We start from the raw sequence: 26,118 nt of genomic DNA, 5'->3' as shown, positions 1-26,118 counted from the left end.
CATGAGCACTGTTCATCATTTTCAAACGGTCAAGCACATCGTCCATGGGGCCGGCAGTCTCGCGCAGTTGCCCGACAAGCTCGCGCTGCTCGATCGTCCCATATGGCGTATCGCGTTCATTACGCAGCCGGCCCTCGAAAGAAACGGCATAGCGAATAATGTCGTGGCGGCGCTGCAAGCGCGCGATGTCGAAGTGATGATCGTGCGCGGCGTGGAGCCCGAGCCTTCTATCGAAAACGTCGAAACCGTCTTCCGCGAGCAAATAGAGCCGTTCAAGCCCGATGCGGTGCTTGCCGTCGGCGGCGGCAGCGTGCTCGATGCAGCCAAGCTCTTCGCCGTGCGGCTGACCAATCGTCAGCCGCTGCGCGAATGGCTCGGCATCGACAAGATCGGTACCCCGGGCGTGCCGATGATCCTCGTGCCGACAACCGCCGGCACGGGATCCGAAGTCACGCCGAACGCCATCGTGACGCTCCCCGACGAAGCCCTGAAAGTCGGCATAGTCAGCCGCCATCTGTTGCCGCAGCTCGTGATCCTCGACGCCGCGCTGACGCTCGATTTACCTCAGCCGATCACCGCCGCCACGGGCATGGACGCATTCATCCACTCGCTCGAGTCGTACATTTCGACGAAAGCGAACGCGATCAGCGACATGTATGCGATGGAATCGATGCGTCTCATCGGCGCGAATCTCGTCGAAGCTTACGAGCACGGGCATTCGCTGCGCGCACGCGAGGCGATGCTGCTGGGCTCGATGTACGGCGGCCTCGCGCTCACGGCCGCGGGCACCGCCGCCGTGCATGCGCTCGCCTATCCGCTCGGCGGGATGTTCAACGTGACGCACGGCGTCGCCAATGCGATGCTGCTGCCGCACGTCATGGATTTCAACCGCGACGCCATCGCTCCCAGGCTCGCCCAGGTAGCCCGCTCCCTCGCGCTCGCCGCGCCCGGAGGCGACGAGATGGCCGCCGCCGAGACGTTGCTCGAACGCATTCGCAGCTGGACCGCCGCGCTCGCCATTCCCCAGGATCTGCGCCGCTTCGGCGTAACGGAGGCACACGTCGATGCGCTTGCCGCCGCGGCCTCGAAAGTCACGCGGCTGCTCGCCAATAATCCGAAGCCACTCAGCCGCGACGACATCGCCGGTATTTATCGCCGGCTCCTGCCATGAGCACACGTGCGCAGGGGAGCGTCAAGCTGATCGTCATCGGCGACGATCTCTCGGGTACCGCGGATGCCGCCGTCGTCTGCCGCCGCCACGGGTTGCACGCCGTCGTCGTGCTGAACGCTCCGGGCACCGAGGGCGCGGGACGCCGCAGACCAGCGGCCGATTCGCCGGCCCCCGACGTACTCGCCATCGATACCGACTCGCGCCGGCTCGATCTCGCATCGGCGATTACCGCTACCCGCGAAGCCTGGCAACGGCATGCCGCCGGCCGCCGCGTCTACAAGAAAATCGATTCGACCTTGCGCGGCCACATTGCCGGCGAGATCGCGACGCTCGTGCCGCTCGCCGGCATGGCGATCGTCGCCCCCGCCTTGCCGCATGCGGGGCGGACGACTGTCGACGCACGCCAGTTCGTTCATGGTGTTCCCGTCGAAACGTCGGAGCTCTGGCGAAACGAGGGCATGGAAGGCCGAGCGGACCTCACGCTCCTGCTTTCCCGAGCCGCGCTGCGCACCGCACACGTTTCGCTCGACGAAGTCCGCAAAGGGCCCGAATCGTTGCACGCGCAACTGGCCGCATTCCTCGCCGCACGAACGGAGGCGGTCATCTGCGACAGCGAGACCGACGCCGATCTTGCATCGATCGCGCAGGCATCGGCTGCATTGGACACGGTGTTCTGGGTCGGCTCCGCTGGCCTGATGCGGCCGCTCGTCGAGGCGCTGGCCGGCAGCCTTGCCGGCGCCTCGCAGGCCACGGCACGCATCGCCACGCCCGCGGCCAAACCGAACCGCCTCCATGCGCGCGGCGTGCTCGTGGCGGTGGGCAGCATGTCGAGCGTTTCGCATCGGCAGGCCGCCATGCTCCAGGGAAGCGCCGCAGGCTCGTTCGAGTCGGTCGAAATCGACGCGGCCACATTGCTCGAGCCGGATCACCCCGGCATCGTCACGCTGGGCGGCCGCGTGGCGCACTGGCTCACGCGCGGCCGCCATGTGCTCGTGCATCTCGCCCAACGGCAACGCATGCCGGCCCCAACGGCCGCGTGCCTCACCGAGCGGCTCGCGCATGCGCTCGCACCGGCAGCGCGCGAGGCCAGTGCGCTGATCGCGACGGGCGGAGAAACGGCACGTGCGCTGCTCGATGCGATCGGCATCGCCTCGCTGACCGTCGTCGAGGAAATAGAGCCCGGCGTGCCCCTGCTGCTTGCGCGCGTCCCCCTTTACGAAGAAGCCATACCCGTCGTCACGAAAGCGGGTGCATTCGGCGAAAGCGACACGCTCTACCGCTGCTGGCGGCATCTCGTCGCCTTGCGATCGCCTCAACAACCGCCTGCCATGCAAGCACCCAGTAAAGAGGAAACCATGAGTTCTCGTCCCGTAATAGGCATCACGATGGGCGATGCAGCCGGTGTGGGCCCCGAAATCATCATGAAGAGTCTCGCGCACCAGTCGGTCTACGACGGCTGCCGCCCGCTCGTGATCGGCGACGCGAGGCGGCTCGCCGACGCCGGGCTGCGCGCGGGCGTGACGCTGCGCGTGCGCGCGATCGCGGCGCCGGCCGAGGCGCGCTTCGCCTATGGCGAAGTCGATTGCATCGACCTCGGTCTCATTCCCGAGGACCTCCCCTACGGCAAGCTCTCCGCGCTCGCCGGAGACGCCGCCTATCGGTATATCGAGCGCACGGTCGCCCTTACGTCCGCCGGCGAACTCGATGCGATCTGCACCGCGCCGCTCAACAAGGAGGCGCTTCACGCGGGCGGACACCTTTTCCCGGGCCATACCGAGATGCTGGCCAAGCTCACCGGCATCCCCGAAGTATCGATGATGTTGGTCGCGCCGACGCTGCGCGTGATCCACGTCACGACGCACATCGGCATCATCGACGCGATCCGCAAGATCGAGCCCGGCCTCGTGCTGCGCACGATCGAACGCGCGCACGAAACGCTCGTACGGGCCGGCATCGATTCTCCGCGTATCGGCGTGTGCGGCATCAACCCGCACGCGGGCGAAAACGGCCTCTTCGGCTACGGCGAAGAAGAGGAAAAGATCGTGCCGGCCATTGGGATCGTCCGCGAACGCGGATGGGACGTCGAAGGCCCCCTGCCGGCCGACACGCTGTTCTTTCGCGCCGGGCGCGGCGACTTCGACGTCGTCGTCGCGATGTACCACGATCAGGGCCATGGCCCCGTCAAGGTGATGGGGCTCGAGGCGGGCGTCAATGTGACGGTCGGCCTGCCCGTCATCCGCACGTCGGTAGACCACGGCACCGCGTTCGATATCGCGGGCAAGGGCATCGCCGACGAACGCAGCATGCTCGAAGCGCTCAAGCAGGCACAAGACCTTGCGACGCGACGGGCGCTGCAGGCGGCCTGAAAAGGCCCCCCGGGCGCGAGCCGCACTGCCTCGCGCCGACATCAGACAACAATCGGAGACAGCCATGAATCATTTCAGCGTTTGGGACACGGCCATCATCGTCGCGATGGTCGCCATCTACATCGTCGTCACGACGTGGATCAGTGTTCGGCTTCGCAGCAAGACGACCGAGCAGTTCATGGTCGCGGGACGTTCGGCGCCCGCCATCGTCATCGCCATTTTGCTGATGTCGGAGTTCATCGGCGCGAAGTCGACCATCGGTACCTCGCAGGAGGCATTCGGCGTCGGCATCGCCGCCTCGTGGTCCGTCATCGCCGCGGCAATCGGTTTTCTGCTTTTCGGCCTGTTCATGACCAAACGCCTCTATAAATCCGGCGAATTCACGATTTCCGGCTTCATCGCACAAAAATATGGGCAATCGGCCCGCCTCGTCGTTTCGGCCATCATGATCTATGCATTGCTGATCGTAAACGTCGGCAATTATGTGAGCGGCGCCGCGGCCATTTCGACCGTGCTGCGCGTGAATCTCACCACCGCCGCGCTGATCACCGCCGTCGTCAGCACCCTCTACTACGCCTACGGTGGGCTCAAGAGCGTGGCCTATGTCACGATTCTCCACAGCGCAGTCAAACTGATCGGTATCGGCGTGCTCGTCTGGGTCGCGCTGTCCATGACGGGTGGCATCGCGCCGATGATGCAGGCCATGCCCGAGCATTACTTCACATGGAAAGGCTCGTTGGGCGGCAGCACCATCGGCGCGTGGGTGATCGGCACCGCCGGCGCGATCTTCTCGACCCAGTTCATCATCCAGGCAATCTCGGGCGCCAAGTCGGCCAACGACGCGCGCAACTCGACCCTCATCGCGGCGGCACTCTGCGTGCCTGTCGCTATTTCGCTCGGCATCATCGGCGTGGCGGCGAAGTTCCTGTTCCCCGGCATGAAAAGCCTCTACGCATTGCCGGTCTTTCTGCAGCATATGAACCCGCTGCTCGCCGGCCTCGTCACCGTCTCGCTCGTGGCCTCGATTTTCGTGAGCGTAAGCACCGTCGCGCTCGCAATAGCATCGCTGATCGTCAAGGATTTCTATGTACCGCGTTATCGTCCCTCGCCCGATCGCGAATTGCGCGTCACGCGCACGATTTCGTTCGCCGTGGGCTTCGCACCGCTCATTTTCGTGCTCTTCGTTCCGCAGATCCTCGCGCTTTCGTTCTTCACCAGGGCACTGCGGCTCTCGGTCACCGTGGTCGCGCTCATGGGCATCTATCTGCCCTTGTTCAACAGCAGCCGCGGCGCCGTGGCCGGCATGATCCTCGCCACGATCGCGACCACCGCCTGGTATCTGTCCGGCAACCCGTTCGGCATCGACAACATGTACGTGGCGCTGCTCGTGCCCGCCATCGTCATGGCAATCGAACGCCTTTTGCCCTCGAGCAGCCGGCACGGCGCCCTTGCCGAGCAGGCGGTGCGCATGGCGCGCCGCGATTCGTAATCAGCCGGCGCACAAGCGAGCCCCTTCGATTCGTTTCGGACTCATGACGATGACTTCCATCTCCACCTTGCCGGCACCCGCGCTTTCCATGCCGGGCAAGCTTCATCGCGCGGACGGCGACGCCGCGCGCATCGATGCCTACCTGCCCGCCGCTACGGTGCAGAGCCATGCGGCCAATCTGATCGCGCTCGCAAACGGTGATCTGCTGTGCGCCTGGTTCGGCGGTACGCAGGAAGGCGTGGCCGACATTTCCATCTATCTCTCCCGGCTCGAGGCGCACGGCGATTGCTGGAGCGCCCCCCTCAAGCTCTCCGACGATCCAACGCGCTCCGAGCAGAATCCCGTGCTGTTCGCCGCGCCCGACGGCGCGTTGTGGCTCGTCTATACGGCCCAGCGTTCGGGGCATCAGAACACGGCGATCGTCCGCCGGCGCATTTCGCGCGATAACGGCCGCACGTGGGGGCCAATCGATACGCTCTTCGACAAGCCCGGCACGTTCGTGCGCCAACCGATCGTCGTGGCCCCGGACGGCGCATGGCTCTGCCCAGCTTTCCTGTGCCGCACGCGCCCGGGCGAGCGCTGGTCGGGCAACGACGACATCAGCGTGGTCATGCGCTCGACCGATCAGGGCATGAGCTGGAAGGAGCACGAAGTACCGCAAAGCGTGGGCTGCGTGCACATGAGCATTCAGCCGCTCGCCGGCGGCTCGCTCGTCGCGCTCTTTCGCAGCCGCTGGGCCGACCACCTCTATCTGAGCCGCTCGGCCGACGGCGTGGCGTGGGATGCGCCGCAGCCGCTCGCACTGCCGAACAACAACGCATCGATTCAATGCGCCGCGCTCGCGAACGGCGATCTCGCACTCGTGTTCAACCACAGCAGCGCGAAGGACAGCACCGAGCGCCGGGCTTCTCTTTACGACGAGATCGAAGACGACGAAGCCGACGGCACGGTCGCGGACCAGGCCCCATCCGCGCGCGGCACGGCCTTCTGGGGGGCGCCGCGCGCGCCGATGACGCTTGCCGTCTCGCACGACGGCGGAACAACGTGGCCCGAGCAGCGAAATCTGGAAACGGGCGACGGCTACTGCATGACGAACAACTCCGCGCAGCGGTTGAACCGCGAATTCTCCTATCCGACGATCGTGCAAACGGCGGACGGGCGTCTGCATATCGCCTATACGTACTTCCGGCAGCGCATCAAATATGTGTGCGTCACGCAAGACTGGGTTCGATCCGGAACCTGAGCGCAATGGCGCGCGGCGGCCGATCGACGCGCCTGCGATATCGGAAATGGATAAACTACTCGCGCGCGGCAAACCGAGCGCCGCCGCCCGCTCCCGCTCGAAACAGTGGCACGGGCGGTCTTCAGAACCGATTTCCGATCCCGATATGAAAGTTGCACGCCGCCGCGAAGCGATGCTTCAGGCTGTTTTGTCCGGCATGACCGAGGTCTCGGCGCTCTGCGAGCACTTCGGCATTTCGGAAGTGACCGTGCGGCGCGACCTTCGCGCACTGGCCGACGAGCGCTTGATTCTACGCACTTATGGCGGCGCCGCCTCGGTCGCCGCACATGTGCCCGAAGAGTCGCTGGACGAGCGCAGCCACAGCTTTCGCGCCGAAAAGGAGGCGATCGGCCGCGCGGCGGCGCGGCACGTCGCCGAAGGCGACACGATCTTTCTCGACAGCGGCACGACCACCGCCGCGCTCGCGCGTGCATTGCATTCGCGCCGCGACATCCACGTCGTCACGAACAACCTGCTCGTGGTGCAGACGCTCGCCGGCAGCGGCGTGCCGCTCACGCTTTTGGGCGGCGAAGTCCGCGAGCCGAGCATGAGCACCCTGGGACCGCTGGCCCAGCTGATGCTCACGCGCATCAGCGTCGACAAGGCCTTCGTTGGTGCGGACGGCGTCGTACCGGGCCGCGGACTGTGCGAGGCAACCGCCGATCAGGCATGGCTGAAGGAGTGCCTGATGCGGCAAGCGGCGCAGGTCTACGTGCTCGCGACGTCGGACAAGCTCAACCGCAGCAGCCAGCAGCACTGGGCACCGATCGACGGGCCATGGAGGCTCATCACCGACGCCGATGCCGCACATGCCGGGCTGCGCGCGTTCGAGGCGGTGCCCGCCGTGACGATCGAATCCGTCCGCGCACGGAAAGGCGAAGCAGCGTGAGCATCGTCCCTCGCCACGGCGAAGCTCGAATCGGGGGCCACCCGACGAAACCGGAACCAGCATGCCAAGACGACTGATCGCCTGTCCCGCCATCACCGGGTAGCCGATCCTCGTCTGCGGCGGCAGCTCGCTCTAGCGTCGAGTGCCGAGCGCCGCCCCGCGCCGCGCTTCCTCTCCGATACACACCCAAACCGCCCCCGCGGTCGCAACGGCAACCTCGCCGGCACGAACACGCACGCTCGTTCGCGAAAATTATTTTTTTTCAGCGGGTCTTTCATGTAAACATACTTTCATTCCAGCAACGCGAGACTGAGACCGCTCAGTCGCTCCCGCCCGCATGACGAAAGCGCTCCCGCAGCCCCGGGAAACCCCCGAAACGACGATCTCGGCGCGAATCGCCGCCGCCATTCCAGCGCTGACGCCCGTGCATCGGCGTATGGCGGAATACGTGCATGCGAACCCTTACCGCGCGGCCACGATGCGCATCGACGAACTCGCCAGCGCCGTCGGCGCATCGGTGGCCAGCGCCAATCGGTTCGCGCGCACGCTCGGCTTCGACGGGTATCCGGCCTTTCGCGAAGCGCTCGTCCGCGGATTCGAAGCGACGCTCGCGCACGTCGAACGGCTGCGTACGGCGCAGGAATCGCCTACGGCACGCGGCGAGGTGTTCGACCGCTCTCTCGATCAGACCATCGTCAATCTGCACGCCACGCGCGACGCAATCGATGCGGCCAACGCGGAGGCAGCCGTCAGCGCCATCCTGAAGGCGCGCCGCGTTTACGTGCTCGGGCTTGGCACGAGCGGCTTTTTGGCCGGGCTCATGGAGTACAACCTCGCGCCGTATCACGAAGGCGTGGAGTCGCTTGCGCAAATCGGCGGCGTAACGCATGCGGCCCGGCATCTCGGGCGCGCCACCGCGAACGACCTGCTCGTCGCGATCGCCTTCCCGCGCTATATCAACGACACGATCGTTCTCGCTTCGCGCGCCGCCGATCTCGGCGTGCCCGTGCTCGCGCTGACCGACAGCGCCGAATCCCCGCTCGCGCGCATTGCCGGACTGACCCTGATCGTGCGTGCGGAGCGTCATCTTGGCGCGAACTGCGATGCGGCCGTGCTCGCCGCGATCGAAGCACTCGTCGACGCCGTCGCGCATCGATCGAAGCGCGCTGTCATGGCAGCCGCCGAAATGACCGAGTTCGTCCATCCGTGGCTGGCGAGTCCGCCACGGAGCGCGCAGATCGCCACCGCCAATGCCTCCAAACGACGCACGCGCAGTGCACGCGGCACAGGGAAGAAAGTATGAAGCGCCGCCCCGTTCTCGCGATACACGGCGGCGCCGGCACGATCGTCCGGCACGCGATGACCGATGAAGCCGAGCGCGCTTATCTGACGGCGCTCGGCGATGTCCTCCGGGCCGGCGAGCAATTGCTCGCGCGAGGTGGCAGCGCACTCGACGCAGTCTGCCTCGCGGTGCGTCTGCTCGAGGACTGTCCGCTCTTCAATGCGGGCCGCGGCGCCGTTTACACCGCGGCCGGCACGCACGAACTCGACGCCGCGATCATGGATGGCCGCACGCTCGCGGCGGGTGCCGTATGCGGCGTCACACGTGCAAAAAATCCGATCCTCGCGGCGCGGCGCGTGCTCGAAGCGAGCGAACACGTCATGTTTGCCGGGCCGGGGGCCGATGCGTTCGTCCAGGCCCAGGGGCTCGAATGCGTGGAGCCCGCTTATTTCGGCACCGAGGCGCGCTACGTGCAATGGCTGAACGCACGCCATGCCGGCCGGACGATGCTCGACCACGACGCGGCCCGCGCGGCGGCACAAGATCCGGGTGCACCCGAGGCGTGCGCGCCGATCGATCCCGACCGCAAGCTCGGTACCGTGGGCGCCGTCGCACTCGATGCCGACGGGCACCTCGCCGCCGCCACGTCGACGGGCGGCATGACCAACAAGCAGCCCGGCCGCGTCGGCGACTCTCCGATCATCGGCGCCGGCTGCTATGCAAACGATGCGACCTGCGCCGTCTCGACGACGGGCACGGGCGAGACGTTCATGCGTCTCGTCGCCGCGCACGACGTGAGCGCGCGGATGGCCTATGGCGGCGCCACGCTGGCCGCCGCCGCCGAGACGGTCGTCATGGAGCGGCTCGCGCCGATCGGCGGCAGCGGCGGGCTCGTTGCGGTCGATGCGGATGGCAACGTCGCCCTGCCGTTCAATACCGAAGGCATGTACCGGGGTTTCGTACGCGCGGGCGATGGCCCGAGCATCGCGATTTACCGCACGCCTCGCGCCGGCGCAGCATTTTGAAGGAACCGATCATGCGTCCCGAAACACCGGCGGCTCAACGTCTCGAACAAGCGCTCCCCGAACGGCGCGTGCTGAGCGTAGACGGCCTTTCAGTGGCGTTCCAGCGCGAAGGACAGGTCTTCGAGGCTGTGCGCAACGTTTCGTTTTCGGTAGATCTCGGCGAGACACTCGCCATCGTCGGCGAATCGGGATCGGGCAAGTCCGTGACCTCGCTCGCATTGATGCGCCTCGTCGAGCACGGCGGCGGACGGATCGCGCACGGCGACATCGCGCTGCGCCGCCGCAACGGCCGCGCCGTCGACCTCGTGCATGCCTCGGCATCGACGATGCGCGCCATTCGCGGCGCCGACATCGCGATGATCTTTCAGGAGCCGATGACTTCGCTCAATCCGGTTTTTACGGTCGGCCATCAAATCGTCGAAGCAATCGCGCTGCATCAACGCAAGAGCCGTGGCGAGGCGCAGGCGGAAGCCCTGCGCATGCTGGACCTCGTCCGCATCCCACAGGCTCGCCGCGTTTTCGCAAGGTTCCCGCATCAGCTCTCGGGCGGCATGCGTCAGCGCGCGATGATCGCAATGGCGCTTTCGTGCAAGCCATCGCTGCTGATCGCCGACGAACCGACGACCGCGCTCGACGTGACGATACAAGCGCAGATCCTGCAGTTGATACGCAACCTGCAGGACGACATCGGCATGGGGGTGATCTTCATCACCCACGATATGGGCGTCGTCGCCGAAGTAGCCGATCGCGTGCTCGTCATGTACCGTGGCGAGAAGGTCGAAGAGGCCCCCGCCGCGCGGATCTTCGATGCACCCGCGCATGGCTACACGAAGGCACTGCTCGCCGCCGTGCCGCGTCTCGGCGCGATGCGCGGCACCGACGGGCCGGCGCCGTTCGCCGTGCCCAGTGTCGAGCGTGCCGATGCCGAAGCCGCCGCGGCAGCCCTATCGCCCACAACTGGCGACGCGCCCGCCGCCCGCACGCCCGTTTTGCGCGTGCGCGATCTCGTCACTCGCTTTCCGGTTAGAAGCGGAATATTCGGGCGCGTCACGCAAAACGTGCACGCCGTCGAACGCGTGAGCTTCGACCTTTATCCGGGCGAGACGCTGGCACTCGTCGGCGAATCGGGCTGCGGCAAGTCCACCACCGGCCGGTCGCTGCTGAAGCTCGTCGAATCGCAAAGCGGCACGATCGAATTCGACGGCCGGGACATCAGCACGCTGCAGCGCGGCGACCTGCAGGCGCTGCGCCGACACATCCAGTTCATCTTTCAGGACCCGTTCGCCTCGCTCGATCCGAGGGTGCCCGTCGGCTTTTCGATCATGGAGCCGCTACTCGTTCACAGGGTCGCGCGCGGCCCCGAGGCGCGCACGCGCGTCGCGCACCTCCTGGAGAAAGTCGGACTGCCGGCCGATGCGGCGCGCCGCTATCCGCATGAATTCTCCGGCGGACAGCGGCAGCGCATCGCCATCGCACGGGCACTCGCACTGAGCCCGAAAGTCGTCATCGCGGACGAATCGGTCTCCGCGCTCGATGTGTCGGTGCAGGCGCAAATCGTCAACCTGATGCTCGACCTGCAGCGCGAGCTCGGTGTCGCCTATCTGTTCATCTCGCACGACATGGCCGTCGTCGAGCGCGTGAGCCACCGCGTGGCCGTCATGTATCTCGGGCAAATCGTCGAGATCGGCCCGCGCCGGGCCATCTTCGAATCGCCCCAGCATCCCTACACGAAGAAGCTGATGAGCGCGGTGCCCATCGTCGACCCCGCGCGCCGGCACCTCAAGCGCAGCGTCGTTGCCGACGAAGTGCCGAACCCGATTCGTGCCGTCGGCGACGAACCCGCCGTCGCTCCGCTCGTTGCCGTAGGCCCCGGTCACTTCGTCGCCGCCCATCGCGTCGGCGGCGCCTATTGAACGTACCCCGAAGAACGTACCCCGAAGAACGAACCGCGAACCGCTGTTGCTTTGACACGACGAAGCCGCCCCACCCCGCGCACCTTCGCCTTTCGACCACAAGGAGAAACAGAAATGAATCCGGCCATTGCGTCCATTCCCGCCCGCCTGCGACGATCCGCCGGCGGCACTGCCTGCGCGCTCGCGCTGACCCTCGCGTTCGGCGCGTCAGCCCATGCGGCGCAGCAGGCTGTAATGGCGGTGGCGTCGACCTTCACGACGCTCGATCCGTACGATGCGAACGATACGCTGTCGATGGCCGTGGCCAAGTCGTTCTATCAAGGGCTTTTCGGGTTCGACAAGGACATGAAGCTCGTGAACGTGCTGGCAGCGAGCTATGAGGCAAGCCCCGACGCCCGCGTGTACACGATCAAGCTGCGCCCGGGCGTCAAGTTCCAGGACGGTACAGATTTCGATGCGGCCGCGGTCAAGGCGAATTTCGATCGCGTCACCGATCCCGCGAACAAGCTCAAGCGCTACGGCATGTTCAATCGAATCGAAAAGACAGAAGTCGTCGCTCCCGATACGGTCAGAATCACGCTGAAAACGCCGTTTTCCGCATTCATCAACGTACTCGCGCACCCGTCCGCCGTCATGATTTCGCCGGCCGCCCTCAAGAAGTGGGGCAAGGACGTGGCCTTTCATCCGGTCGGCACCGGTCCGTTCGAATTCGTCGAGTGGAAGCAGACCGACGATCTGAAGGTCAAGAAATTCGCCGGCTATTGGAAGAAGGGTTATCCGAAGATCGACACCATCGATTGGAAACCCGTCGTCGACAACAATACGCGCGCCGCGCTGATGCAAACGGGCGAGGCCGATTTCGCGTTCCAGATTCCGTTCGAGCAGGCTCCCGCGCTGAAATCGAGCGAGAAAGTCGACCTGATCACGGGCCCCTCGATCATCGCGCGCTATGTCAGCCTCAACGTGCTGCAAAAGCCGTTCGACAATCCGAAGGTGCGCGAGGCCCTCAATTACGCGATCAACAAGGAAGCGCTCGCGAAAGTCGCGTTTTCCGGCTACGCGGTGCCCTCCGAGGGCGTCGTGCCGCCGGGCGTCGACTACGCCGTCAAGCTCGGCCCCTGGCCTTACGATCCCGCCAAGGCTCGCGCGCTGCTGAAGGACGCCGGCTATCCGAACGGATTCGAAACGACGCTGTGGTCCGGCTATAACAACACGACCTCGCAAAAAGTCATTCAGTTCGTCCAGCAGCAGCTCGCGCAAGTGGGCGTGAAGGCGCAGGTCCAGGCGCTCGAAGCCGGCCAGCGCGTAGCCAAGGTCGAGAGCGCCCCCGATCCCGCCACCGCACCGGTGCGGATGTACTACATCGGGTGGTCGTCGTCGACCGGCGAAGCCGATTGGGCGATCACGCCGCTGCTCGCGGGCTCCTCGTTCCCGCCGAAGCTGCCCAACACCGCCTACTACAAGAACGACGAGGTCGACCGCGCGCTCTCGCAAGCGCTGCAGACGACCGACCGCTCGCAGAAAGCCACCCTCTACGCCGAGGCGCAAAAGCAGATCTGGCATGACGCGCCGTGGATCTTCCTTGTGCGCGAGAACGTCGTCTATGCGCGCAGCAAGCGGCTTTCGGGGATCTACGTGATGCCGGACGGCTCGTTCAACTTCGACGACATTGCGATGAAGTAACCGGCGAACAAGCACCGCACGGCAGCGAGCAGTCACGCGCCGCCGTACCCGATTGGCATCGATCATCGCTCGACATGTTCAACTTTCTCGTCAAACGACTCTGCGGTTTGCTGCCGACGCTCCTGATCGTCGCGGTGCTCGTGTTCCTGTTCGTGCACCTGCTGCCGGGCGACCCGGCCCGGCTCGCAGCCGGCGCGGATGCCGACGACGTTACGGTCGCACTCGTGCGCGCCGATCTCGGGCTCGACAAGCCGCTGCCCGTACAATTCACGACGTTCTTCGCGCACATCGTGCAGGGCGACTTCGGCACATCGACGCGCAGCAAGCGCCCGGTGACGGCCGAGATCGGCGAGCGCTTCTGGCCGACGCTTTGGCTCACGATCGCCGGCATGGCGTGGTCGACGACGATCGGCATGGCCATCGGTATCGCCTCGGCCATCTGGCGCAACCGCTGGCCCGACCGCATCGGCATGACGCTCGCCGTCTCGGGCATTTCGTTCCCGCCGTTCGCACTCGGCATGCTGCTGATCGAGTTGTTCGCAGTGAAGCTCGGCTGGCTGCCGATCGTCTCCGACGGCACCTGGAAAAGCTACGTGCTGCCCTCGCTCACGCTTGGCGCGGGCGTGGCGGCCGTCATGGCGCGCTTCACGCGCGCCTCGTTCATCGACGTGCTCAACGAAGACTACGTGCGTACAGCACGCGCCAAGGGCGTGCGCGAATCGTGGGTCATCGCCAGGCACTGCCTGCGCAATGCGCTGATTCCGGTAGTCACGATGATGGGGCTTCAGTTCGGCTATCTGCTCGGCGGTTCGATCGTCGTCGAAGCGGTCTTCAACTGGCCCGGGCTCGGCAGGTTGCTCGTGGATGCCGTCTCGATGCGCGACTACCCGATCATTCAAGCCGAAGTGCTGCTTTTTTCCTTCGAATTCATCGTGATCAACCTTGTTGTGGACGTGCTCTATGCCGTCATCAATCCGACGATCCGCTTCAAGTGAGGGCCGCATGATGAACATGACACCCGAGAACGGCGCAGCCGGCAATACATCCGCCGCAGTTGCCGCAGTTGCGGCAACTGCCGAACACGGGCGCAACGAGGCAATTCGCACGCCGTGGAGCGAGTTTCGCCGCAAGTTCGGCAAGCAGCCTGTCGCCATTGCCGCCGCGGTGTTTGTCGTTCTGCTTGCCGTGTGCGCAATCGTGGCGCCGCATCTCGTTCCCTACGATCCCGAGAACTATTTCGACTACGACGCACTCAATGCAGGCCCTTCGGCCGCGCACTGGTTCGGCGTGGATTCTCTCGGACGCGACATTTTCAGCCGCGTGATCGCCGGCTCGCGGATCTCGCTCGCGGCCGGGTTCTTTTCCGTGGCGATCGGCGCGTTCGTCGGCACGTTCTTCGGCCTGCTTGCGGGTTATTACGAAGGGTGGATCGATCGCGCGACGATGCGCGTGGCCGACGTGCTGTTCGCGTTCCCCGGCGTGCTGCTCGCCATCGGCGTCGTGGCCGTGCTCGGCAACGGCATGGTGAACGTGGTCTGCGCGGTCGCCATCTTCAGCGTGCCCGCATTCGCGCGCCTGGTGCGCGGCAATACGCTGATGCTCAAGCATCTGACCTATGTGGAAGCGGCGCGCAGCATCGGAGCCAACGACTGGACGATCATCGTGCGGCACATTCTGCCCGGTTCGCTGTCGTCGATCGTGGTGTACTTCACGATGCGCATCGGCACCTCGATCATTACGGCGGCCAGCCTCTCGTTTCTGGGCCTCGGCGCGCAGCCGCCCACGCCCGAATGGGGAGCCATGATCAACGAGGCCCGCGCCGATATGGTCGCCGCACCGCATATCGCGCTCTTTCCGTGCCTCGCGATTTTGCTTACCGTGCTTTCGTTCAACCTGCTCGGCGACGGCCTGCGCGATGCGCTCGATCCGAAGCTCGACCGTCCATGAGTATGCGCAACGCCGCCGCGAAAACCGTCAGCAGGCCAAAGTATCCCGCCCCGCCTCATATCGGCCGCCTGGAAGCTGGGGCGCGCGGCACGATCGCCGACGTGAAAGGCGTCTCGGTCGGCCATTGCACGCTCGACGACGGCGCGATACAAACGGGCGTGACTGTGATTCGCCCGCATGGCGGTGACATCTATCGGCGCAAGGTGCCCGCCGCTGCCGCCGTCGTCAACGGCTTCGGCAAAAGCCTCGGGCTCGTCCAGCTCGAGGAACTGGGTGTGCTCGACACGCCCATTGCACTGACGAACACGTTCGGTGTAGCCGCCGTGGCGGAAGCGCAGGCCCGCGAAGCAATCCGACGCAATCCGCGCATCGGCCGCGAATGGCCGACCGTCAACGCGCTCGTGCTCGAATGCAACGACGGCTTTCTCAACGACATCCAGGCATTCGCGGTGCGACCGGCCCACTATGGTCATGCACTCGACGCGGCCAGCCCACGGGTCGGGCGCGGCGCCGTGGGCGCGGGCCGCGGCATGTCGTGCTTCGACTTGAAAGGCGGCATCGGCAGCGCGTCGCGCATCGCGCGCACCGCGGATGCCGCCTATACCGTGGGTGCGCTCGTGCTCGCGAACTTCGGCCGCCTGCCGATGCTGACGCTGGCCGGGGAGCCCTTCGGCCGTCTGCTCGACGAGCGGCTGGCGCAAGCGCGGCGGCCCCACAGCGTGGCCGGCCCCGCGCGGGTGCGGCCCGAGCGCCGCGAACAGCGCTGGCAGCCCGAGCAACCCGAGCAGGGCTCGATCATCATGACGATCGCCACGGATGCACCGCTCGATGCACGACAGCTACGGCGCCTGGCAATGCGCAGTGCCGCCGGCCTTGCACGCACCGGGTCGGTGTACGGCCACGGCAGCGGCGATATCGCACTCGCGTTTTCGACCGCCTACACGGTGCCGCACGATGCACCCTTCGTTACGTTGCCGCCGCTCGTGGCCGATGCACGGCTCGACGTATTATTCGAAGCCTGCGCGGACAGCGTCGAGCAGGCGATCGCGGATGCGCTCTGCTCGGCGGTGTCCGTCACCGGCCGCGACGGACACCGCCGTCTCTCACTGCTCGACACTGCCGAGAGCCTCGGCCTCGGTCCCGAACTCGAGCGATTCCTCGTACGACACACGCCATGAAAGTTCTGATCTCGACCGATATCGAAGGCATAGCCGGCGTTTTTCATGCCGAGCAAACACGCCCCGGCAATGCCGAATACGAGCGCGCGCGCCGCTGGATGACGGAAGAAGCCAATGCCGCCATCGCAGGCGCCTTCGCCGGCGGCGCCACGCAGGTATGGGTCAACGATTCGCATGGCTCGTTTCGCAATCTGCTCGTCGATCTGCTCGACGAGCGTGCCCGCGTCGTGCTTGGCAAGCCGCGTACGCTCGGCATGATGGCAGGGCTCGAAAATACGCCCGCGCTCGTCTTCATGATCGGCTACCACGCAAGGTCGAAAACCGAGGGCATCCTTGCCCATACGATCAACAGCTTTGCGTTCGCGCGCGTGAAAGTGGACGGTGCGGAGGTGGGTGAAGCCGAGCTCTACGGCGCGCTCGCGGCCGAGCGCGGAGCCCGCGTCGCGCTGCTCTCGGGCGACGACGTCTTCGTCGAACAGGCACGCGCCGCCTTCCCAGAGGCAGCGTTCGTCACGACCAAGAGCGCGTCCGGGCACAGCAGCGGAACGACCGATTCGCTCGCAAACGTTCGGGCAGCCATCTCGGCGGCGGCGCGCGAAGCCGTGGCGCAAGGCAGGCGGGCGGCGTCACGCGCGATACCCGTTCGCGCGGCCGGCGTACCGATCGCATGTGAACTGCAGGTGCAAAGTCCGGCACTGGCCGACCTTTTCGCGCAATGGCCGACGATCGAGCGTGCGGGCGCGGAAACGCTGCGCTTTCCAGCACCGACGAGCGAGCACGTCGTGCGTACGCTGAATTGCTTATCGGCGATGTCGTTCATGCTGCGATAGCGATTCGCGGGTGCCGCGCGCGACGCCGCGCTAACCCCGCGATGCGACGACGATCCCGCCCACGATCAGCACGAACGCCAGTCCGTGATAAAGCTGCGGCCATTCGCCGAGAAACGCGGCAGACAGCAGCGCGGCGAAAAGCGGCGTGAGATTCACGAAGAAACCCGCGATGTCGGGGCCGACACGCTGCACGCCGAATCCCCAGCAACAGTAAGCGAGAATCGCCGGGCCCACGCCGACGTAAACGAGCGCCAGCGCGAGCGGCCAGCCCCAGACGACGTGCGGGTCGGTCAGTGCCCACTCCCCCGCCGAAAAAAGTCCGGACCAGACGAGGCCCAGGGCGATCTGGGCCAGAAGGAAAGCCGACCAGTCGGCGCGCCACGCCGCGGGCTCGCGTGTGCGCGTAAGCAGCCAGCTGTAGAGCGACCAGGCGAATGCGGCGGCGAGCATGTAAAGATCGCCGGGCACGAGCCTGAACTGCATGAGCACCGACCACCGCCCACGGCAAAGCACGAGCAGCACACCTGCGATCGAAAGCAGCGTGCCGACGAATTGGCGGCCGCTGATGCGCTGCCCGAAGCATAGCCAGCCCACGCCGAGCATCCAGACCGGAACGCTCGACGCCATCAGCGTCACGTTCAGTGGCGACGACGTCCTGAGCGCGAGATACTGCAGCGCGTTATAACAGCCGACGCCGAAGAGCCCTAGCAACGCGAAGCGGCGCCAATGCTGCCAAAGCCCGCTGCGCGGATGGAGGACGCGGGCGGCCCACGGCAGCAAGATGACGAAGGCGAGCAGCCATCGCAGGAAATTGAGCGTGAGCGGCGGCACGAGGCCGCCGATCATTCGCCCGACGACGGCATTGCCGGCCCAGAGAAACGGCGGCACGGAAAGCAGAACAACGGTACTCGGCGTGAGACGTCGGTGCATCGGAAAGGGAAGTGCCTGCGTTTTTTTCTGTTGAGGGAAGGGCTCGGGTGTGCGAATCATAAGGGATCGGGACGGCGCGCCCGCCCATAACCCCACTCGCGCATGCCGCGCTCGCCTGCACGAATGCCGGCGTCGTGATAGCTTCGCGTCTTTGCAACTGGCAACGGACGATCGACCTGATGGAATACCGCAAACTTGGCAATTCGGACGTCTCGGTCAGCGTCATCGGCCTCGGCACGATGACCTGGGGCGAGCAAAACACCGAGAGCGAAGCGCACGCGCAGATCGACTACGCGCTCGCTCAGGGCGTGAATCTCATCGATACGGCCGAAATGTACCCGGTCCCGCCGCGGCCCGAAACGCAAGGCTCGACCGAGCGCTTCATCGGCTCGTGGCTCGAGAAGCATCGCGCGGCACGCGAAAAAATCGTGCTCGCGACAAAAGCGACGGGCCCCGGGCGCCAGCCGCACAACCCCCGGCACGTTCGCGGCGGGCACAACCAGTTCGATCGCAAGAGCCTGACCGAAGCGCTCGACGGCAGCCTCGCACGCCTGAAAACCGATTATGTCGATCTCTATCAGCTTCACTGGCCCGACCGCAGCACGATGACATTCGGGCGCCCGGTCTATCCGCGGGTGGACGACGAGTACACGGTGCCGATCGAGGAAACGCTCTCGGTACTGGCCGATTTCGTCAAGGCGGGCAAGGTGCGCCATATCGGCGTGTCCAACGAAACGCCGTGGGGCGTCGCGCAGTTCCTGCGCGCATCGGAACGGCTGGGGCTGCCGCGCATCGTCAGCATACAGAACCCGTACAGCCTGCTGAACCGGACCTTCGAAATCGGCCTGTCGGAATTCAGCCACCGCGAGGGAATCGGCCTGCTCGCCTATTCTCCGCTCGCGTTCGGCTGGCTGTCCGGCAAATACGAAGGCGGCGCGCGCCCCGCTGGAGCCCGCATCACCCTCTTCGAACGCTTTCAGCGCTATAGCAAGCCCCAGGCACTCGAGGCGACGAGCGCGTACGTGACTCTGGCGAAGCGTTACGGGCTATCGCCCGCTCAGTTCGCGCTGGCCTTCGTCAATTCCCGCCCGTTCGTCACGAGCAACCTGATCGGCGCCACGTCGCTCGAACAATTGAAGGAAAACATCGCGAGCATCGCCGTCACGCTGCCGCCCGAGGCCCTCGCCGATATCGAAGCCGCCTACGAAGCGCAACCCAACCCCGCGCCCTGAGCCGGCCTCGCGCCCGCCCAACGTTCCTCGCGCGGCGGAAATCCGCACACCGTTCGCCGCCGATTGCGGCGAACCGCACAACCGCCGGCGGCGGGCGCCCGCCGCCCAATAGGACTCCTAATAAAAACAATCACTTGGAAGCGTGCCGATCGGGGACCGGATTGGCACGCCGGTTGCATTGACCCGCCGCGTCGCCCACCAGGGCGAACACTCACAATGCGACTGGAGACACCATGAAGCCTCATTTTTCCGACACGGTCACCTCTGCCAGCGGCTCGGCGCTCGCTGCCCCGTCGAGCGCGGCAGCCGACGTACGCCGCCGCCTGCGCTCGATTTTCTCGGGCTCAATCGGCAATCTCATCGAATGGTACGACTGGTACGTGTATTCGGCCTTTGCCCTGTATTTCGCCAAGTCGTTCTTTCCCGCCGGCAATACGACGGCACAACTGCTCAATACGGCGGCCGTGTTTGCGGTGGGCTTTCTCGCGCGCCCGATCGGCGGCTGGCTCATGGGCATCTATGCCGACCGCCACGGCCGGCGCTCCGCGCTGCTCGTTTCAGTGGTCATGATGTGCGCCGGCTCGCTCATCATCGCGCTCTGCCCGAGCTACGCGACGATCGGTGCAGCCGCGCCGGCCCTGCTCGTTGCCGCGCGCCTGCTGCAAGGCCTCAGCATCGGCGGCGAGTACGGAACGTCGGCCACGTACCTCAGCGAGGTCGCCACGGCCAAACACCGCGGCTTTTACTCGAGCTTCCAATACGTGACGCTGATCATGGGACAGCTCGTCGCGATCGTGCTGCTCATCGTCATGCAGCAGTTCCTGCTCACGTCCCAGCAGCTCGAATCGTGGGGTTGGCGCGTGCCGTTCCTCATCGGCGCCGCTTGTGCGCTCGCGGGCATGCGGTTGCGCGCGACGATGGAAGAAACCGGTGAATTCGAAAAGGCCCGCGCGAAGAATCGCGCACGCGGCACGCTCGCCGAACTCGCCAAGCATCCGCGCGCGGTGCTGACCGTCGTCGGCCTGACCATGGGCGGTACGGTGGCCTTCTACACGTACTCGATCTACATGCAGAAGTTCCTGGCCAATACGGTCGGCATGAGCAAGCTCGACGCCACGCTCGTCTCGGGCGCATCGCTCGCGATCTTCGCCGCGCTGCAGCCCGTGATCGGCTCGGTTTCCGACCGCATCGGCCGCCGTCCGATCCTCATCGCGTTCGGCGTATTGGGCACGCTCTTCACCGTGCCGATCATGACGGCGATCAGCCACACGCACAACGCATGGGCCGCGTTCTTCCTCATCATCGCCGCACTCGTGATCGTGTCCGGCTACACGTCCATCAATGCCGTGGTCAAGGCCGAACTGTTTCCGGCTGAAGTGCGTGCATTGGGGGTCGGCCTTCCCTATGCTGTTACCGTATCGGTTTTCGGCGGCACGGCCGAGTACATCGCATTGTGGCTCAAGCAGGCAGGACATGAGGAAGTGTTCTATTGGTACGTCACGGCGGCAATCTTCTGCTCATTGCTCGTCTACGTCGGCACGCGGGACTCGAAGCGTCATTCGCGCATCGAGGATTGAGCCGTCCACGCGCGGCAGCGAGAGCACGCGGCGATGAAACCCTTTGCCGCGTCGCGGCTACGCCTTTATCTGCGCCTGCGCCACGTCGTCATGGTCGCGGCCGTGCTGGCCTGCTGCGCCGTCACCGCCTGGCTCGCCTACGCCGAGGCGCTGCGCCACTATCGCGATCTACGGGCCGCCGAGGTGGCGCAGCGCGCGTCGTTCTACGCGCTCTCGCTCGAGGCCCAACTCGCGCGGTACGAGTCTATGCCGCGCATCGCGGCGCTCGCTCCCGCTATCGCGAACGTCCTGGAAGCGCCAGGTTCCGCATCGCTGCGGGCAGCGGCGAACGACTATCTGAAGGCCGTCCAGCTCAACGCGCAGCTCGCGGCGGCCTACGTCATGGATGCCGACGGCAACACGATCGCGGCGAGCAACTGGCAGGAACCCGGCAGCTTCGTCGGCAAGAACTACGCTTATCGCCCCTACTTCACCGAGGCGATTGCGCATGGTCTCGGCCGCTTTTATGGGGTCGGCAACACCACCGGCGAAGCCGGCTACTTCCTTGCGGTTCCCGTACGCGATCCCGAGCGGCCGAATGCCCGACCGATCGGCGTCGTCGCAATCAAGGCGCTGCTCGACGGCTATGAGGACGCACTCGCCAAAAGCGGCGACGTGGTCGCGCTGACCGATCGCGACCACGTGGTCTTCCTCTCCTCGGTTCCCACCTGGCGCTATCGCGCACTCGTGCCGCTTTCGCCGGCGGTGCGCCAGCGTCTGGTCGCCACGCGTCAATACGGCGATGCGCCGCTCGACGCGCTGCCCGCGCCACGTGCCCTTGCAGCGCCCGCGCCGGCGGCACACCCGGCCGGCGCGCCGCCGACGCTGCGCGTGGCGCTGCCGGGACAGCCCGTGCGCCGCTACGACGCGCAATACCGGCCAACCGGGCCACTCGGCTGGGAGATCGCAATTCTGACCGACCCCGCCGAAGACCGCGAAACGGCTGCGCTCGCCGCCATCGGCGGCGCCGCGGCCAGCGCATTGCTGTTCTCGCTGGCCGCAGCCGCCTGGTTGCGGCACACGCGCGAGCGCGAGCGCATCCGCTCGCGCATGGCACTGCAGCAGGCGCACCGCGACCTCGAAGCCCGTATCGCGCAGCGGACGGCCGAGCTCACGCTCGCCAATGCGGACCTTGCGAAAAAAGTCGACGCGCTCGACGACGCCCGCCGCATTCTGCGCGACACGCGCGACGCCGCCATCCAGGCGGGCAAGCTCGCCGCGCTTGGACAAATGGCGGCCGGCATCACGCACGAGCTGAACCAGCCGTTGACGGCGTTGATGACGCTGTCGAACAATGCGGTGCGGCTGATCGAGCTTGGCCGCGCGCGCGATCTGCCGCGCAATCTGCAGCTCATCACCGAACTGGCCGAGCGAATGGGCAAGATCGTCGGGCACGTCAAGGCATTCGCGCGCAACGACGCGCTCGTGCGCGAGCCCGTCGCGATCGAGGACACCCTGCGCGAAGCACTGACACTCGTCGAGGCGCACCGCAAGGCGATGGACGTGACGATTCGCGTCGAGCCGATTCCGCCCGACGCGATCGTGTTGGCAAGCGCAATTCGCGCCGAGCAGGTGTTCGTGAATCTGCTCGCCAATGCAATCGACGCGGCGGCGCTCTCGGCGGGTGCGCGCGAGGTGCGCGTCAGAACGGCCGTCACGTCGCGCACGGTGTGCGTGAGCGTCGAGGACAGCGGCCCCGGCATCACGCCCGATACGATGCCTCGGCTTTTCGAGCCGTTCTATACGACCAAGACCACGGGCAAAGGGCTCGGCCTCGGGCTCGCGATCTCGCAGGCCATCGTCGACGAGTTCGGCGGCAGCCTGAGCGCCGGAAACCGCGCAACCGGCCAACCGCACGGCGGCGCCGTGTTTACCGTCGAGCTGCAGCGTGCAGCGCAGACAACAGAGCTAGCTCCATGAATTCGATCGATTTGGTTGCCGGACATTGCGTATACCTCGTCGAGGACGACGCTGCCGTACGCCTCGGCTGCTCGCAGGCGCTCTCGCTCGCCGGCATCGACGTGCGAGAGTTCGAGGACGCTGAATCGGCGTTCGCCGCGTTGTCGGGGCAAACGCCGGCAGCAATCGTGAGCGATATCCGGCTGCCGGGCATCGACGGCCTCGCGTTGCTCGAAAGCGTACGCGCCCGCGCGCGGGACGCCGACATTCCGGTCGTGCTGGTAACCGGTCACGGCGACATTGCAATGGCCGTAACCGCGATGCGCGCCGGTGCCTACGACTTCATCGAAAAGCCGTTCCATTCCGATCGGCTCGTGGAGTCGGTGCGCCGTGCGCTCGCCCATCGGCGCCTCGTGGTCGACAACCGCAGCCTGCGGGCGCAGTTGCACGGCGCACGCGCGATGCTCGGACGCTCACCCGCGATCGAGCGCGTCCGTGCGCTCGTGGCAGCGATCGGTCCCACGCCGGCAGACGTGCTGATCCGCGGAGAAACCGGCAGCGGCAAAGAGGTGCTCGCCCGTGCTTTGCATGACGCGAGCCGTCGAGAAGGGCCGTTCGTGGCCGTCAATTGCGCCGCGCTCCCGGAGTCTCTCTTCGAAAGCGAGATATTCGGCCATGAACCCGGTGCGTTCACCGGCGCGCAGCAAAAGCGGATCGGCAAGTTCGAGCATGCCGATCGCGGCACGCTGTTTCTCGACGAACTCGAAAATCTGTCTCTCGCCTTGCAGGCCAAGCTGTTGCGCGTATTGCAGGAACGCACGGTCGAGCGCCTCGGCAGCAATACGCCGTTTGCCGTGGACGTGCGCGTGATCGCCGCCATCAAGGAAGACCTGAAGACGCTCGTCGAGCGCGGCGACTTTCGCGCAGATCTCTATTACCGCCTGAACGTCGCCACGATCGATCTTCCGCCGCTGCGCGAGCGGCGCGACGACATCCCCGAACTCTTCATGCATTTCGTGCGCGACGCAGCCGCCCGCTACGGGCGCCCGGAGCCCGAGTGTACGCCGGCTGACATGGCGCGCTGGCGGATGCATGACTGGCCCGGTAACGTTCGCGAGCTCAAGAACGTGGCGGAGCGGTTCTGCCTCGGCCTCGACGACGGGCTGCCTCAACCCGAAGCCGACGATGCTCACTCGCTCGAGGCGCAAATGGCGCGCGCCGAGCGCGCATTCATCGAGGAAGCGCTTGGCGCTGCGCAAGGTCAGGTGCAGCGGGCGGCCGAACTGCTCGGCTTGCCACGCAAAACGCTCTACGACAAGATCGCACGCCACGGCATCGACATGGGCCCGTTCCGCTCCCGGCCGGCCTAGGGTCCGTTCGGGCCGTGGTCCCCGGGCCGGGTGCGTCGGTACGTCCCTGGTGGATCGGCGCGCCCGCACCCTGGCTTAGCAAATATCAAGGCGCGGACTGCGTGCCACTTCGATAATCGAGCCAGCATGCTCGGTCAGCGAGCCATGCATCAGCCGAGTCGAAGAAATGGCGAAGAAATTTCCGCTGCACCCCAAGCACCCCGAACGCATCTGCTGGGGCTGCGATCACTACTGTCCGATGAACGACATGCGTTGCGGCAACGGCTCGAGCCGCACGCAGCATCCCGCCGAAACGCTCGGCGACGACTGGTACACCTACGGCGACTGGGGCATCGAAGTCGAAGACGACGACAAGCAGCCGCCTGCCTTGTCCGAGCCCGCGCCGCCCGAGCCGGCCTGACGCACCGCCTGTTCCACCGCCCTGCCCTCAAGATCTCCAGATTGGGGGCCGATATACGGTTGTAGGCCCGTGGGATCGCCGCGGGCCGCCATGTAAGCGGCAACGCCGGCATTGACGCCCCTGTCCCGTCGGCGTAGGCAACCGAAGGGCAATCACCGATGACAGAACGCACGATCGCGTTCAGCCTCCCGCGCTGGAAAACGACTCAATGGCTGCTCCACGCGGGCGAGGACGTACCTGACGACATCCGCGCTGCACTCGTTGCGAGCCTGTTCGGCACGCTGCCGATTTTCGCGGGCGGCGTGCTCAATACCATCGCGGTGTCGCTCGTCATTGCGCTGCGCCACCCGACTCCGCTCTTCGTCGGATGGGTCATCCTCGAAGTGGTGCTCTGCTCGGCGCGGCTGGCGTTGCTCGTCGATGCCTGTCGCGCCGCCCGCGCGGGCCGGCGCACACAAACGGACTGGTACATCACGCTGGGCGTGTTTTGGGGCGCAAGCGTAGGCTATGGCGCGTTCGTCTGCCTGCTGAGCGGCGACTGGGTGGCGGCTTCGCTTTCGTGCCTGTCCGCCGCGGCGATGGTCGGCGGCATCTGCTTTCGCAACTTCGGCGCCCCACGCCTCGTCGCAGTCATGATCCTGCTGTCGCTCGGGCTCTGCTGCCCCGCTGCGGCGCTCTCCGGTCAGCCGATCATGCTGCTGACGCTGCTGCAAATCCCGTTTTACGTGGCGGCGATGAGCATTGCCGCGTTCCGTCTCAACAAACTGCTCGTCTCGACGATGAAGGCCGAGCGCGAAAACGATCGACGTGCGCGGCACGATCCGTTGACGGGCTTGCCCAATCGCGCCGGCCTGCTGCACGCCTTCGCATCGCTAACGGACGTCCAGGCAGCGGCCGAGGGCTGCGGCACCGCTTTGCTGTACCTCGATCTCGACGGCTTCAAGCCCGTCAATGACCAATATGGCCACGCCGTCGGCGATGCCTTGCTCGTTGCCGTCGCGGAGCGCCTTCGCGCAACGCTGTGCGCCGGCGACCTCGTCGCGCGTATCGGTGGAGACGAATTCGTGATGCTTGCGCGGATCTCGCACGACATACACGTGAGCCGCCTGGCGGATACGCTGATCGAGAAAGTCTCCAAGCCTTATGCGCTGGGCCCCGCGACTACCGTCAAAGTCAGCGCGAGCATTGGCATCGCACTCGTCGAAAACGGCGCCGATGGGCTCGATACGGCGCTGCAAAAAGCCGACGCCGCGCTCTATCTTGCGAAAGCGGGAGGCAAGACACGCTGGTCGCTTGCGGCTTGAACGCCGCTACCGCTCATGTCGCACCCGCGCTGGCGGCTCACCGGATTTATCCCCAGATTTTGTTGGCAAGCCTGTGGACAAGCTGCGGACACACGCCGTAAGTGGTTGATGGCACAACGAGTACGCGGTGCTGACGCGCGCGGGGCAGCCGCTGCGGGCTTTCGACTGCCGCCGCGCGCCGGCAGACTTATCCCCAGTTTTTGTTGGCAAGCCTGTGGACAAGCTGCGGACACGCACCGTAAGTGGTTGATGCTGCGTCGACTCCGCGCACTGATGCAGGATTCGCCCCACTGTGCGCGGGCCGGCGCGTGG

20 protein-coding genes are annotated in these 26,118 nt (G+C 65.9%); 19 read left to right on the top strand and 1 reads right to left on the bottom strand.

The window, feature by feature from the left end; all coding sequences use genetic code 11:
* Position 1: 1 nt before the first annotated feature.
* The 13 genes from U0034_RS29110 (at position 2) to U0034_RS29050 (ending at position 17,055) form a co-directional block, all read left to right on the top strand.
* Complete coding sequence (locus U0034_RS29110; RefSeq protein WP_085230720.1) at positions 2–1,171, top strand: iron-containing alcohol dehydrogenase; 1,170 nt, start codon at positions 2–4, stop codon at positions 1,169–1,171.
* On the top strand, positions 1,168–3,537 hold the full coding sequence (pdxA, locus tag U0034_RS29105; protein WP_085230721.1) for a 4-hydroxythreonine-4-phosphate dehydrogenase PdxA: 2,370 nt from the start codon (positions 1,168–1,170) through the stop codon (positions 3,535–3,537). Before U0034_RS29110 ends, pdxA begins: the two co-directional genes overlap by 4 nt.
* A 64-nt stretch (positions 3,538–3,601) precedes the next feature.
* A complete protein-coding gene (locus tag U0034_RS29100; protein WP_085230722.1) occupies positions 3,602–5,026 on the top strand; it encodes a sodium:solute symporter family protein in 1,425 nt (474 codons plus the stop codon).
* 49 nt (positions 5,027–5,075) lie between these two features.
* Positions 5,076–6,269, top strand: coding sequence for a sialidase family protein (locus tag U0034_RS29095; protein ID WP_085230741.1), 1,194 nt, complete (start codon positions 5,076–5,078; stop codon positions 6,267–6,269).
* A 145-nt stretch (positions 6,270–6,414) separates the two neighbouring features.
* Positions 6,415–7,197 (top strand): DeoR/GlpR family DNA-binding transcription regulator, encoded by a 783-nt coding sequence (locus U0034_RS29090; protein ID WP_085230742.1) that lies wholly within the window; start codon positions 6,415–6,417, stop codon positions 7,195–7,197.
* A gap of 337 nt (positions 7,198–7,534) precedes the next feature.
* Positions 7,535–8,500, top strand: a complete 966-nt coding sequence (locus U0034_RS29085) for a MurR/RpiR family transcriptional regulator (RefSeq protein ID WP_085230723.1) — start codon at positions 7,535–7,537, stop codon at positions 8,498–8,500.
* Positions 8,497–9,504, top strand: a complete 1,008-nt coding sequence (locus U0034_RS29080; protein ID WP_085230724.1) for an isoaspartyl peptidase/L-asparaginase family protein — start codon at positions 8,497–8,499, stop codon at positions 9,502–9,504. Before U0034_RS29085 ends, U0034_RS29080 begins: the two co-directional genes overlap by 4 nt.
* A gap of 11 nt (positions 9,505–9,515) precedes the next feature.
* Positions 9,516–11,417 (top strand): dipeptide ABC transporter ATP-binding protein, encoded by a 1,902-nt coding sequence (locus tag U0034_RS29075; RefSeq protein ID WP_085230743.1) that lies wholly within the window; start codon positions 9,516–9,518, stop codon positions 11,415–11,417.
* A 114-nt stretch (positions 11,418–11,531) separates the two neighbouring features.
* Positions 11,532–13,100 (top strand): glutathione ABC transporter substrate-binding protein GsiB, encoded by a 1,569-nt coding sequence (gsiB, locus tag U0034_RS29070; protein WP_085230725.1) that lies wholly within the window; start codon positions 11,532–11,534, stop codon positions 13,098–13,100.
* Positions 13,101–13,174: 74 nt separating this feature from the next.
* Positions 13,175–14,095 (top strand): glutathione ABC transporter permease GsiC, encoded by a 921-nt coding sequence (gene gsiC, locus U0034_RS29065; RefSeq protein ID WP_085230726.1) that lies wholly within the window; start codon positions 13,175–13,177, stop codon positions 14,093–14,095.
* A gap of 16 nt (positions 14,096–14,111) precedes the next feature.
* Complete coding sequence (gene gsiD / locus U0034_RS29060) at positions 14,112–15,047, top strand: glutathione ABC transporter permease GsiD (RefSeq protein ID WP_085230744.1); 936 nt, start codon at positions 14,112–14,114, stop codon at positions 15,045–15,047.
* Positions 15,044–16,225 carry a DmpA family aminopeptidase gene (locus U0034_RS29055; protein ID WP_170151723.1) on the top strand — a complete coding sequence of 394 codons (1,182 nt, stop codon included), beginning with the start codon at positions 15,044–15,046 and terminating at the stop codon, positions 16,223–16,225. The genes gsiD and U0034_RS29055 overlap by 4 nt, the downstream gene beginning before the upstream one ends.
* On the top strand, positions 16,222–17,055 hold the full coding sequence (locus U0034_RS29050) for a M55 family metallopeptidase (protein WP_085230728.1): 834 nt from the start codon (positions 16,222–16,224) through the stop codon (positions 17,053–17,055). Before U0034_RS29055 ends, U0034_RS29050 begins: the two co-directional genes overlap by 4 nt.
* A 30-nt stretch (positions 17,056–17,085) precedes the next feature.
* Here the strand turns inward: U0034_RS29050 and U0034_RS29045 are convergent, their stop codons facing one another.
* Positions 17,086–17,985: a DMT family transporter gene (locus tag U0034_RS29045; protein ID WP_085230745.1), complete on the bottom strand. Its 900-nt coding sequence runs from the start codon at positions 17,983–17,985 to the stop codon at positions 17,086–17,088.
* 179 nt (positions 17,986–18,164) lie between these two features.
* On the opposite strand from U0034_RS29045, the gene U0034_RS29040 reads away from it, so the two are divergent.
* The 6 genes from U0034_RS29040 (at position 18,165) to U0034_RS29015 (ending at position 25,806) form a co-directional block, all read left to right on the top strand.
* A complete protein-coding gene (locus tag U0034_RS29040) occupies positions 18,165–19,217 on the top strand; it encodes an NADP(H)-dependent aldo-keto reductase (protein WP_085230729.1) in 1,053 nt (350 codons plus the stop codon).
* 233 nt (positions 19,218–19,450) lie between these two features.
* On the top strand, positions 19,451–20,794 hold the full coding sequence (locus U0034_RS29035; protein WP_085230730.1) for an MFS transporter: 1,344 nt from the start codon (positions 19,451–19,453) through the stop codon (positions 20,792–20,794).
* A 33-nt stretch (positions 20,795–20,827) separates the two neighbouring features.
* On the top strand, positions 20,828–22,753 hold the full coding sequence (locus U0034_RS29030) for an ATP-binding protein (RefSeq protein WP_085230731.1): 1,926 nt from the start codon (positions 20,828–20,830) through the stop codon (positions 22,751–22,753).
* Positions 22,750–24,102 carry a sigma-54-dependent transcriptional regulator gene (locus tag U0034_RS29025; protein ID WP_085230732.1) on the top strand — a complete coding sequence of 451 codons (1,353 nt, stop codon included), beginning with the start codon at positions 22,750–22,752 and terminating at the stop codon, positions 24,100–24,102. The genes U0034_RS29030 and U0034_RS29025 overlap by 4 nt, the downstream gene beginning before the upstream one ends.
* 166 nt (positions 24,103–24,268) lie before the next feature.
* Positions 24,269–24,502, top strand: coding sequence for a DUF3079 domain-containing protein (locus U0034_RS29020; RefSeq protein WP_085230733.1), 234 nt, complete (start codon positions 24,269–24,271; stop codon positions 24,500–24,502).
* Between the two features lie 158 nt (positions 24,503–24,660).
* Entirely contained in the window at positions 24,661–25,806 is a 1,146-nt protein-coding gene (locus tag U0034_RS29015; RefSeq protein WP_085230734.1) for a GGDEF domain-containing protein, read from the top strand.
* The last annotated feature ends 312 nt before the right edge of the window (positions 25,807–26,118 follow it).

Source organism: Trinickia caryophylli (assembly GCF_034424545.1).
In the GTDB taxonomy this organism is placed as follows: domain Bacteria; phylum Pseudomonadota; class Gammaproteobacteria; order Burkholderiales; family Burkholderiaceae; genus Trinickia; species Trinickia caryophylli.
The sequence above is the reverse complement of the archived record's forward strand: the minus strand, read 5'-3'. Positions and strand labels throughout refer to the sequence as shown.

Bases quoted from the DNA above. Each gene is read 5' to 3' on its own strand.
- U0034_RS29110 (WP_085230720.1), top strand. From the start codon at position 2: ATGAGCACTGTTCATCATTTTCAAACGGTCAAGCACATCGTCCATGGG.
- U0034_RS29045 (WP_085230745.1), bottom strand. From the start codon at position 17,985: ATGCACCGACGTCTCACGCCGAGTACCGTTGTTCTGCTTTCCGTGCCG.
- gsiD (WP_085230744.1), top strand. From the start codon at position 14,112: ATGACACCCGAGAACGGCGCAGCCGGCAATACATCCGCCGCAGTTGCC.
- U0034_RS29050 (WP_085230728.1), top strand. From the start codon at position 16,222: ATGAAAGTTCTGATCTCGACCGATATCGAAGGCATAGCCGGCGTTTTT.
- U0034_RS29015 (WP_085230734.1), top strand. From the start codon at position 24,661: ATGACAGAACGCACGATCGCGTTCAGCCTCCCGCGCTGGAAAACGACT.
- U0034_RS29095 (WP_085230741.1), top strand. From the start codon at position 5,076: ATGACTTCCATCTCCACCTTGCCGGCACCCGCGCTTTCCATGCCGGGC.
- gsiB (WP_085230725.1), top strand. From the start codon at position 11,532: ATGAATCCGGCCATTGCGTCCATTCCCGCCCGCCTGCGACGATCCGCC.
- U0034_RS29025 (WP_085230732.1), top strand. From the start codon at position 22,750: ATGAATTCGATCGATTTGGTTGCCGGACATTGCGTATACCTCGTCGAG.
- U0034_RS29090 (WP_085230742.1), top strand. From the start codon at position 6,415: ATGAAAGTTGCACGCCGCCGCGAAGCGATGCTTCAGGCTGTTTTGTCC.
- U0034_RS29040 (WP_085230729.1), top strand. From the start codon at position 18,165: ATGGAATACCGCAAACTTGGCAATTCGGACGTCTCGGTCAGCGTCATC.
- U0034_RS29080 (WP_085230724.1), top strand. From the start codon at position 8,497: ATGAAGCGCCGCCCCGTTCTCGCGATACACGGCGGCGCCGGCACGATC.
- U0034_RS29030 (WP_085230731.1), top strand. From the start codon at position 20,828: ATGAAACCCTTTGCCGCGTCGCGGCTACGCCTTTATCTGCGCCTGCGC.
- U0034_RS29035 (WP_085230730.1), top strand. From the start codon at position 19,451: ATGAAGCCTCATTTTTCCGACACGGTCACCTCTGCCAGCGGCTCGGCG.
- pdxA (WP_085230721.1), top strand. From the start codon at position 1,168: ATGAGCACACGTGCGCAGGGGAGCGTCAAGCTGATCGTCATCGGCGAC.
- gsiC (WP_085230726.1), top strand. From the start codon at position 13,175: ATGTTCAACTTTCTCGTCAAACGACTCTGCGGTTTGCTGCCGACGCTC.
- U0034_RS29020 (WP_085230733.1), top strand. From the start codon at position 24,269: ATGGCGAAGAAATTTCCGCTGCACCCCAAGCACCCCGAACGCATCTGC.
- U0034_RS29100 (WP_085230722.1), top strand. From the start codon at position 3,602: ATGAATCATTTCAGCGTTTGGGACACGGCCATCATCGTCGCGATGGTC.
- U0034_RS29085 (WP_085230723.1), top strand. From the start codon at position 7,535: ATGACGAAAGCGCTCCCGCAGCCCCGGGAAACCCCCGAAACGACGATC.
- U0034_RS29055 (WP_170151723.1), top strand. From the start codon at position 15,044: ATGAGTATGCGCAACGCCGCCGCGAAAACCGTCAGCAGGCCAAAGTAT.
- U0034_RS29075 (WP_085230743.1), top strand. From the start codon at position 9,516: ATGCGTCCCGAAACACCGGCGGCTCAACGTCTCGAACAAGCGCTCCCC.